Consider the following 9,634-nt stretch of genomic DNA (forward strand, 5'->3'; position numbering starts at 1 on the left):
CCACCCGACTGAGAAGTCACCACGAGCCCAGGAGAGGCATGTCCGCTTCGCCGTTCGCCGCACCGTCCCTGCCCGTCAACCACGTCACGCGCACCTTTGCGCCGCTCGCGAGCACGGTCCGTGACACCGGCCTGCTGCGCCGCAGCTACTGGTTCTACTCGATCTTCGGGGCCGCGCTGGTGCTCGCCTTCGGCGGAGTGGTGACCGGCTTCGTGCTGCTGGGCGACTCGTGGCTTCAGCTGCTCATGGCCGGCGCGCTCGGAATCGTCTGGACCCAGGTCGCATTTCTGGCGCACGAGGCATCGCACCGCACCGTGCTGAACTCCGGACCGGCGAACGACGCCCTCGGGCGGCTGCTCAGCACCGTGGCCGTGGGCGTCAGCCACCAGTGGTGGGTGAGCAAGCACAACCGTCACCACGGCAACCCGAACACCATGGGCAAGGACCCCGACATCGAGAAGGACACCATCTCCTTCATCGAGGAGGACGCGGTCAAGGCGAAGGGTCTGGTCCGGGCGATCACCAAGCACCAGGGCTGGCTGTTCTTCCCGCTGCTCACGCTCGAGGGAATCAACCTCCACTTCCGCTCGGTGGCGTCGCTGATCCAGGGCGGCACACGCCGCCAGAAGTGGATGGAGCTGCCCGCGATCGCGCTGCACTTCGGGCTGTACCTCGTGCCGCTCTTCCTCGTGCTGCCGTTCGGCATGGCGTGCGCGTTCCTCGGAGTGCAGCTCGCCGTGTTCGGCGTCTACATGGGAGCCTCGTTCGCCCCCAACCACAAGGGCATGATGATCATCCCCGACGGCGTGCGCGTCGACTTCCTGTCGAAGCAGGTGCTGACCTCGCGCAACGTGAGCGGCGGCTGGACCATGTCGATTCTGATGGGCGGGCTCAACTACCAGATCGAGCACCACCTGTTCCCGAACATGGCTCGCCCGCACCTGGGCCGCGCCCGCGAGATCGTCCGCGAGCACTGCGAGTCGGTGGGCCTGCCGTACACGGAGACCACCCTGCTGGGCTCCTACGCCGAGGTCGTGAAGTATCTCAACCGTGTGGGGCTCGCCGCCCGCGACCCGTTCGATTGCCCCGAGCGCGTCGCGATGGGTCGCTGACCAGACGTCAGCCGGCGGTGGCGATCAACAACGCCGTGTAGCCGACCCACGTCACGACCAGCACGCTGCCCTCGACCCGGTTGATCCGACCATTCCCACGCCGTCGATATCCCATGACCACCAGAGCGGCGGTCATCGCGAGCAACACCGGGACGTCTCGACGTAGCGCGTCCGGGTCCACGGCCGAGGGCGCGATGAGCCCGGCCAGGCCCACCACGGCCAGCGTGTTGAAGATGTTGGATCCGATGACGTTGCCCAGCACCAGCTCGGTGGCGCCGCGGCGGGCGGCCACGACGGCGGCGGCGAGCTCGGGTGCCGAGGTGCCGATCGCGACCACCGTGAGTCCGATCACCAGGTCCGACCAGCCGAGCCGCTGAGCGATCTCCACCGCGCCCCACACCAGCACACGGGACGCGACCACCAGCATCAGGATCCCGCCGATCGTCCACCCCCACGCGGCGCGGCGGCTCATCGGCTCCGCCAGCTCGCGCTCCTCGATCTCCACGGCAAGCTCGTCCGGCGGCTCGCCAGGCCGCTGCCGACCGCCCGTGCGGATCGACCACGCAAGCTGCGCCGCCAACACCACGATGAGGAGCCCCGCGTCCAAGCGGGAGATCTGGCCGTCCAGCATCGTCGCCGCCAGGATCACGGTAATCGCCAGCAAGAGGGGAAGTTCGCGGCGCAGCACGCCGCGGTGCACCACCACGGGGATGATCACCGCGGTGACGCCCAGGATGAGGCCGATGTTCACGATGTTCGAGCCCAGTGCGTTGCCCAGTGCGATCTCTGGGTTGCCCTCGGACGCGGCGAAGGCGGACACCACGAGTTCGGGCGCCGACGTGCCGAATCCCACCACGATCATGCCCACGAGGAGCGGGGCCATGCCCAGGTGGCGGGCGACCGCGGAGGCGGCGGTCACGAACTTCTCGGCGCTCCAGGCGAGTGCACCAAGGCCCACGAGAGTCGCGATGATTGCTGGGGTCATAGGGCGAGACTAGCGACCCATACGCGCTCCCTCGCCCGCGCCACAACTCCGGCCACCAGTGCCCGTTTCGGGGTGAAGACGGGCACTCACCGCCGGAATTGGTGTCGGGCCCGAGCGGCGACGCGGCCGCGTGCGGGCACGCGAACGGCCGCCCACCCGGTCCGGGTGCGGCGGCCGATCGTGAACAGCCAGGGATGAGTGGAGATGGCGGGAATCGAACCCGCGTCCGCATGTCCAAACCCAGGTCTTCTCCGGGCGCAGCCTGAGAGGTGTTTCTCGGCCCCCCACCCGCATCAGGCGAGCAAGTGGGATAGGCCCAGTCATCTAAAAGTCCCGAAGCCCCCGATGACGAGGAGCCCCAGCAAGTTCCCTAGATGACGCCAGGATCCAGGACGGGAACACGCCTGGGCTGACGGACTTCATGGCGCTCGCTTAGGCAGCGAGGGCGAAGTCGGTGCGCTTGGAATCGGCACCTATTGGTTTGCAAGGATCGTTAACGAGATAACCCTGCGTCCTCGGCCCGCTTCCCCTAGGAAGTAAACACACGTCGAAACCGATCATCCCCTGTGCAGTTGTGTGACCAGTCTACCGGCAGGTCCGACAGCACCCAAGCCCCGTTCGCGCCGGGCGCATCGGGACGATGCACGGGTGGGCTACAGCTCGAGCCGCACCGCGGTCTCGAGGGCGACCTCGATGGACGCCATCCAGCCGTCCTTGAGGCGCGCGTTCTTCTCCGAGTACAGGCTCGCCCCGTCCACGAGGTTGGACGAGCACGCGCAGATCATGCCCGCGCGCAGCCCCCGCAGCCGCGCGACCACAAACATCGCGGAGCTCTCCATCTCGACGTTGAGGATCCCCATCCGGGACAGCTCGGCGATCCACTCCGGCCCCTCCGCGTAGAAGGCGTCATCGGTGGCGTTGATGCCGCTGAAGACGCCGCGGCCCGTCCCCGCGGAGAGCTCGCGCGCCACCTCCGCCAGCGACATCGCGACGGCGAGGTCCGGCACCGCCGGGTAGCCCGGGTGGACGTACGCGGCGGTGGTGCCGTCGTTGCGCAGCGAGCCCTCCGACACCAGCAGGTCCCCGGGCTCGATCCCGGGCTGCAGCGCCGCCGTGGACCCCACGCGGATGAACGAGGTGACGCCCACGCGCGCGAGCTCCTCGACCGCGATCGCGGTGGAGGGGCACCCCATCCCGGTCGACGTGGCGGTGATGAGCCGTCCCTTGTAGTGCCCCGTCATGGTGCGGTGCTCGCGATTGTGCGCGACCTCCGTGACGTCGCTGAGGAACTCGGCGATCATGGGCACGCGGAACGGATCGCCCGGCAGGAGGGCGACCGTGCCGACCTCCCCCGGCGCGAGGCCCACGTGGTACTGGCGGGCATCGAGACCCGCGGTGGACTTGTCGACGATGGTGGGCTCGGTCATGAGCGGACCTTCCGTCGCAGGACCCGAGGGGCGGGGCCCGCCCCTAGCCGAGGGCCTGCGTGGGAACGATGCTAGAGGCGCGGTGTTACGCCGACGTTGCGGGTCCCACGCCCGGCAGGCCGATGGCGATGCGCCAGATCCACAGCGCCGCGGCCTCGGCCGGCGGGCGCGGCTCCATCGCCAGCCACGACCCGATCACCCCCACCACCATGCCGGTGATCCCATCCGCGACCACGTCGACGGGGACGTCGCGCGGCACCACGTCTGAGGCCTCGTCCGCGATGCCCCGCACGCCGACGCGCACCTGTTCGCGCAGGCGCGCGAGCACGATGCCGTAGCCGGGCTCGGTGAAGACGCGGTGATAAAGCTCGGCATGGGCGTCGACGTGGGCGAGGAACGCCGCGAGCGCCTGCGGCGCCTCGTCGGAGGTCAGGTCGATGGCCTGCAGGGTCGCGTCGGACTGCTCGGCCACCAGGTCCAGGGCGTCCGCGAGCAGGGTCTCCTTGTCGGAGTAGTGCTGGTAGAACGTGCTGCGGTTGACGCCGGCGCGGGCCGCGATGTCGCCCACCGAGACCTCGTCGACTCCGCGCTCGCGCACCAGCTCGAAGAGCGCCTCCTGCAGCCGTCTCCGGGTTCTCACGATGCGCGCGTCCACGGGTTGATTCTGGCACCCGCGACACCGATTCACCAACCGTTAGCCAACATTTGTCGCAGAACTCACGATCCTGTCCTAGACTGAGCCGAGAGCCCGGAAGCCCGCGCGAACCTTCGCGCGGCGGCCCGCCCGGCCCGGCATCGTCGCCACCCTCTTACCGTTCCCCCAGAAAGGCTCCCCCTGTGGCCCACCTCCTGTACCGCATCGGCCGCGCGTCGGCGATGCGCCCGATCGTCGCGATCCTCGCCTGGGTGCTCGCGCTCGGCGTCGCCGGCGGCAGCTTCGTCGCGTTCGGCGGCACGCTCACCGACAGCTTCTCGATTCCCGGCCTCGAGACCGAGCGCGTCACCAGCCAGCTGTCCGAGGAGATCCCCGGCCTCGACGGCGGCGCTTCGCGCGCGGTGTTCCAGACCGAGGACGGCTCCGCCTTCACCGCCGAGCAGGAGGCGGGCGTGAGCGCCGCCCTGGCGAGCGCGCAGGAGATCTCCGCCGTCACCGCGGTGGTGGACCCGTTCGCCACGCAGCAGCAGTTCCAGGAGCAGCAGGCCCAGCTCGAGGGCGGCCAGCAGCAGCTCGACGCCGCGCAGACGGAGCTGGAGGCCGGCCAGGCGCAGCTGGACGCCGGCCGGGCGCAGCTCGACGATGCGACCGCCCAGGTCGAGGCGGGACAGGCTCAGTTGGACGCCGCCGTCGAGGCGGCGCGGGCGGACGGCACCTACGAGCTCGCCGCGGCACAGTTCGAGGCGCAGCAGTCGCAGCTCGACGCGAGCGCCCAGGAGCTCGCGGCGCAGCAGGCGCAGCTCGACGCCCAGCAGCAGCAGATCGACGCGGGCCTCGCGGAGCTCACCGCCCAGGGCGAGCAGCTCGCACTGGGCGCGCAGCTGGCGGACGCCGCTTCGGGCATCACCACCGTGTCGAGCGACGGCGCCACGGCGCTGGGCATCATCCAGTTCGACACCCCCGTGTTCGGCGTGGTGCAGGAGGACAAGGACGCCGTCATCGAAACCATCTCCGCGGGGACTCCCGACGGGGTGATGGTCAACTTCTCGGCGGACCTCGCCACGGACGTCTCCGGCGTGCTCGGCGTGGGCGAGATCGTGGGCGTGGCCCTCGCGCTCGTGGTTCTGTTGGTGATGATGCGCGCGATCCTGCCGGCCGTGCAGCCCGTCGTCACCTCGGTGGTGGGCGTGGGCGTGGGCGTCGCGACGGCGCTGGCCTTCTCCGACGTGACCGAGATGTCCTCCGTGACCCCCGTGCTGGGCGTGATGCTCGCGCTCGCCGTGGGCATCGACTACTCGCTGTTCATCATCAATCGCCACCGGCAGCAGCTCAAGCGCGGGATGTCGCTGCACGAGTCGATCGGCCTCGCGAATGGCACCTCCGGCAACGCGGTGGTGTTCGCCGGTGCGACCGTGATGATCGCCCTGGCAGCCCTCAACGTCACGGGCGTGCCATTCCTGGGCGTCATGGGCACGGTCGCGGCGTTCTGTGTGGCCATCGCGGTGCTCATCGCCGTGACCCTGACGCCCGCGCTGCTGGGGCTCATGGGCACGCGGGTGCTCGGCAGGAAGGCCCGCGCGAGCATCGGCGCTCCCGAGCACGCGGAGGCGCCCGTCACCGCGATGCGCACCGGCCGTGCCGTGCTCGCCTTCGTGGGCGCATCCGCCGCCCTGCTGGTCATCGCCATCCCGGCGATGTCGATGCGGCTGGGACTTCCGGACGGCACCCAGGAGCCGCAGGACTCGACGCAGTACCAGGCGTACACGGCGATCGGCGACGAGTTCGGCGAGGGCTTCAACGGCACCCTGCTGGTGACCGCGGACCTCCCGGCGCCGCTGGCCGAGGACGAGGTGCTCGCGGCCCAGGTCGCCATCACCGCCACCCTCATGGAGAACGAGGACGTGGTCGCGGTGGCTCCCGCCGGGGTCTCCGCGGACGGCGGCTTCCTGGCGTTCCAGGTGATCCCCGCGGAGGGACCGTCGAGCGAGTCCACCGAGCAGCTGGTCCACGAGCTACGCGACCTGTCACCGCTTGAGGACGGCACGGCCATCGGCGTCGCGGGCGAGGCGAGCGGCAACATCGACGTGTCGGAGAAGCTCGACTCGGTGCTGCCGCTCTACCTGGTCATCGTGGTGGGCCTGTCGATCATCATCCTGATCATCGTGTTCCGCTCGCTGCTGGTGCCGGTGATCGCGACGCTCGGCTTCGTGCTGTCGCTGTTCGCGGCTTTCGGCGCCCTGACGGCCGTGTACCAGTGGGGCTGGCTCGGCGGGCTGTTCGGGGTCCACGACCCGGGTCCGGTGCTCAGCTTCCTGCCCATCCTGCTCACCGGGATCCTGTTCGGGCTCGCGATGGACTACCAGCTGTTCCTCACCACCGGCATGCGGGAGTCCTACGTCCACGGCATGGACGCGCGCCGCTCCGTGGTCGCGGGCCTCAGGCACGGCCGCGCGGTGGTGACGGCCGCGGCGATCATCATGATCTCCGTGTTCGGCGGATTCATGTTCTCCCACATCGCGATGATCCGACCCATGGGATTCGGCCTCGCGATGGGAGTCCTGCTCGACGCATTCGTGGTGCGCATGATCATCATGCCGTCGCTCATGCACCTCGCCGGCGACAAGGCGTGGTGGCTCCCCCGCTGGCTGGACCGCCTGCTCCCGAATGTGGACGTCGAGGGCGCGGCGCTCGAGCGTGAGCACCCGGTGCCTCACACGGCCGAGGACACGGCAGAGCCGGAGCCGGCGCGCCACTGAACCGGCTCACCAGCCGCCGCCACCGCCACCACCGCCGCCGCCTCCGGAGAACCCTCCCCCGCCGCTGAAGCCCGACCCGCCGGAGGATCCCGGGGTCGGGGCGGACATGGCGGCGTCCGCGAGCACCGCGAACTCGCTCATGCGGGATCCGAATCCGCCGGCGTGCGCCCAGAACATCCCGTACGCCGCGCCGCGGTACCAGGTGGGCTCGGCGAGCCGGGCGCCCTGCGCCGCCAGCGCCTCGAACTTCTTCGACCACTGCTCCGCGACGCCGAAGGCGATGGCGAAGGGCAGGTACCGGCTGAAGACGTCGTGGCCCTCCTCGAACCGCAGCTGGTTGCCCTCGGCGGTGGTGAGGTAGAGCTCGAAGCCGCGGGTCTCGGCGAGCACGCGGGTGCCCTCCGGCGTGCGCGCGGGCGCTGCCTTGGCCGTGGCGACCATGATGAGGCCCAGCACCGCGACCGGCAGGCTCACCAGCGCCCACGAGGTCTGCGCGGCGAGGAACAGCGTCATGAGCACGCCGGCGATGATGAGGCCCACCCCGACCCCGGCCCAGGCGTTGCGCGCGTGCGACGGGTTGTGATTGAACCAGCCGTGCTGGGTGACGTTGCGGTAGAGCTGCGCCTGGACGGCCGCCATGTCGGCGTGGAAAGTGGTCTTGAGCTGGCCGAGCGTCACGCGGTTGCGCCCCTCGAAGATCGCGTCGAACAGCATCTGCTCGTAGGGGAACAGGGCCTCGTCGGCATCCCGCTGCTTCACGAACGCGTAGTCCTTCTTCCCGGCCTCCTCGATGATCAGATAGCCGCGCACCGCGAGATCGACCACGGTCGCGGTGACGTCCCGCGGGTCCGCCTTCTCGTCGATCAGCGTGCCCAGCTGGCCCGGACGCAGGCCCGGCGGCGGCTGGAAGGCCACCGCGACCGGTGCGCTCCGGTCCCGCTTTCGCACCGAGGCCTCCGCGCCCAGCGCGGGCGACACCCCCGGCGTCACACCCGCATACTGCTGATCGGTCCCGATCTGCAGCAGGCGGCGGACGATGAGGAAGCCGCCGCCGAGCAGCACCAGCAGCGCCCCGCCAACGGTCCACGGCGTCAGCCGGAACGCCCGCGCGAAGTCGTTGCTCTCCACCAGCGCCGGCGCCGTGTCATAGGTGCCGGCGGGGTACAGCACCGCGACGGTGAACGGCTGCCCGGGCTCCAGGGCGTCCTGCGCGAAGCTCGCCGAGGGCCCGTCGAATCCGGCGGAGCCGCAGCCCTCGACGATGCCCACGCGCCCGGACCAGCACGCCGCATCGGTCACGTCCGCCAGCCCCGATACGGTCACCGTGATGTTCGAGATGGGCGTGCCCCACCCGTCGCCGATCACGTTCCAGTAGAACTCATCCCCCGCCTGACCCGTGTCGGTCTCCTCGGCCGTGGTGTCGTTCATGACGTGGTGCAGCGTGTACCGGAGCACGTACGTCTGGACGCCCGACACGTCCCCGATGTTCTCGTCGCCCACCCGGACCGCCACGTAGTTGCGGTCCTCCTCGAGGTACACCTTCGCCGGCGCGCCCGACGGCGACGATGCGCTCACGTCCGTCACGTCGTAGAGGCGGTCGTAGGTGTCGTCGAAGCCCTGGCGGATCGGCAGCGTCCAGTAGGGGCCATGGCCCGGGTCGTTGCCGAAGTCGAAGTCGATCTCGACGGTGACGAGCGCCGAGCCGTCCGCCTGCAGGTCGTAGGTCGCGTCCCAGCGCTCGACGCTGCGGCCGCCGTCGGGCGCGGCGGCGTGTGCGGCCACGGGCGACAGGACCGCGACGAACGCGATCGCGAGCGCGGCGAGAAGTCTCCTCATAAGCCCATCATGCCGGGGCGACGATGCGCGCGGAGGTCCGGCGCGCATCGTCCCTCCACACTCCCGGTCAGGTGTTGATGCGGCGCTGGACGCCGATGGACCGCTGCGCCTCGCGCTTGTCCTGCTTCTCCCGCAGCGCCTGGCGCTTGTCGTGGAGCTTCTTGCCGCGCCCGATCCCGATCTCGAGCTTCGCGCGGCCGTTCAGGAAGTACAGCCGCAGCGGGACGATGGTGAAGCCCTTCTCCCGGGTGCGCTGCTGCAGGTCCTCGATCTCGTGGGTGTGCAGCAGGAGCTTGCGCTTGCGGCGCGGGGCGTGATTGGTCCACGTGCCCTGGGAGTACTCCGGGATGTGCAGGTTCTCCGCCCACGCCTCGCCGCCGTCGACGTACACGTAGCCGTCGCCGATCACCGCGCGGCCCTGGCGCAGCGACTTGACCTCGGTTCCGGTGAGCACGATTCCGGCCTCGAACACGTCGTCGATGAAGAAGTCGTGGCGTGCGGCGCGGTTGGTCGCGACCACCTTGATGCCGTCACCCATGACTCACCTCCTCGGCCGATCCTGGTCACTCGTGCGTGGCTCCGCGCCCGCGGGCGCGACGCACCAGTCTACCCGGGCGCGCCGAGTGGTCAGGAGCCGATGAGCGTCATCGGGTCCACGGTGTCGCCGTTGACGTACGTCTCGAAGTGGAGGTGGCAGGCCGTCGAGGTGCCGGTGTTGCCCGAGTAGCCCACCAGTTGGCCCTTGGTGACGTACTGGCCCGAGCCCACCGCGAACCGCGTGAGGTGGTTGTAACTGGTCATGAGCGAGTTGCCGTTGACGAACCCGTGGTCGACCATCACCTGGTTGCCGAACCCGCCCATGG

The 9,634-nt window shown here is 70.0% G+C and carries 8 protein-coding genes and 1 other RNA gene; 2 read left to right on the forward strand and 7 right to left on the reverse strand.

Annotated features, from left to right (window positions below; genetic code table 11):
* Positions 1-38 precede the first annotated feature (38 nt).
* Positions 39-1,112 (forward strand): acyl-CoA desaturase, encoded by a 1,074-nt coding sequence (locus Q0L54_RS08020; RefSeq protein ID WP_296666953.1) that lies wholly within the window; start codon positions 39-41, stop codon positions 1,110-1,112.
* 7 nt (positions 1,113-1,119) lie between these two features.
* Here the strand turns inward: Q0L54_RS08020 and Q0L54_RS08025 are convergent, their stop codons facing one another.
* From Q0L54_RS08025 to Q0L54_RS08040, 4 genes are all read right to left on the reverse strand, one after another.
* On the reverse strand, positions 1,120-2,097 hold the full coding sequence (locus tag Q0L54_RS08025; RefSeq protein WP_296666954.1) for a calcium/sodium antiporter: 978 nt from the start codon (positions 2,095-2,097) through the stop codon (positions 1,120-1,122).
* Between the two features lie 196 nt (positions 2,098-2,293).
* Positions 2,294-2,662: a transfer-messenger RNA gene (ssrA, locus tag Q0L54_RS08030) on the reverse strand.
* 88 nt (positions 2,663-2,750) lie between these two features.
* A complete protein-coding gene (locus Q0L54_RS08035) occupies positions 2,751-3,524 on the reverse strand; it encodes a nucleoside phosphorylase (protein ID WP_296666955.1) in 774 nt (257 codons plus the stop codon).
* An 85-nt stretch (positions 3,525-3,609) separates the two neighbouring features.
* A complete protein-coding gene (locus tag Q0L54_RS08040; RefSeq protein WP_296666956.1) occupies positions 3,610-4,179 on the reverse strand; it encodes a TetR/AcrR family transcriptional regulator in 570 nt (189 codons plus the stop codon).
* A 182-nt stretch (positions 4,180-4,361) separates the two neighbouring features.
* On the opposite strand from Q0L54_RS08040, the gene Q0L54_RS08045 reads away from it, so the two are divergent.
* On the forward strand, positions 4,362-6,935 hold the full coding sequence (locus Q0L54_RS08045; protein WP_296666957.1) for an MMPL family transporter: 2,574 nt from the start codon (positions 4,362-4,364) through the stop codon (positions 6,933-6,935).
* A 6-nt stretch (positions 6,936-6,941) separates the two neighbouring features.
* On the opposite strand, the gene Q0L54_RS08050 is transcribed toward Q0L54_RS08045, so the two are convergent.
* The 3 genes from Q0L54_RS08050 to Q0L54_RS08060 all read right to left on the reverse strand — a co-directional run.
* The gene (locus Q0L54_RS08050) at positions 6,942-8,771 is read right to left on the reverse strand and encodes a DUF2207 domain-containing protein (RefSeq protein ID WP_296666958.1); all 1,830 of its coding nucleotides are present in this window, start codon (positions 8,769-8,771) and stop codon (positions 6,942-6,944) included.
* Positions 8,772-8,838: 67 nt separating this feature from the next.
* Positions 8,839-9,309, reverse strand: a complete 471-nt coding sequence (gene smpB / locus Q0L54_RS08055) for an SsrA-binding protein SmpB (RefSeq protein ID WP_296666959.1) — start codon at positions 9,307-9,309, stop codon at positions 8,839-8,841.
* Between the two features lie 89 nt (positions 9,310-9,398).
* The coding region (locus Q0L54_RS08060) for a M23 family metallopeptidase (RefSeq protein WP_296666960.1) at positions 9,399-9,634 on the reverse strand (236 nt) is incomplete at its 5' end.

Origin of the sequence: Demequina sp., assembly GCF_024642165.1 — a bacterium.
In the GTDB taxonomy this organism is placed as follows: Bacteria; Actinomycetota; Actinomycetes; order Actinomycetales; family Demequinaceae; genus Demequina.

Bases quoted from the DNA above. Each gene is read 5' to 3' on its own strand.
- Q0L54_RS08020 (WP_296666953.1), top strand. From the start codon at position 39: ATGTCCGCTTCGCCGTTCGCCGCACCGTCCCTGCCCGTCAACCACGTC.
- Q0L54_RS08025 (WP_296666954.1), bottom strand. From the start codon at position 2,097: ATGACCCCAGCAATCATCGCGACTCTCGTGGGCCTTGGTGCACTCGCC.
- Q0L54_RS08035 (WP_296666955.1), bottom strand. From the start codon at position 3,524: ATGACCGAGCCCACCATCGTCGACAAGTCCACCGCGGGTCTCGATGCC.
- Q0L54_RS08050 (WP_296666958.1), bottom strand. From the start codon at position 8,771: ATGAGGAGACTTCTCGCCGCGCTCGCGATCGCGTTCGTCGCGGTCCTG.
- smpB (WP_296666959.1), bottom strand. From the start codon at position 9,309: ATGGGTGACGGCATCAAGGTGGTCGCGACCAACCGCGCCGCACGCCAC.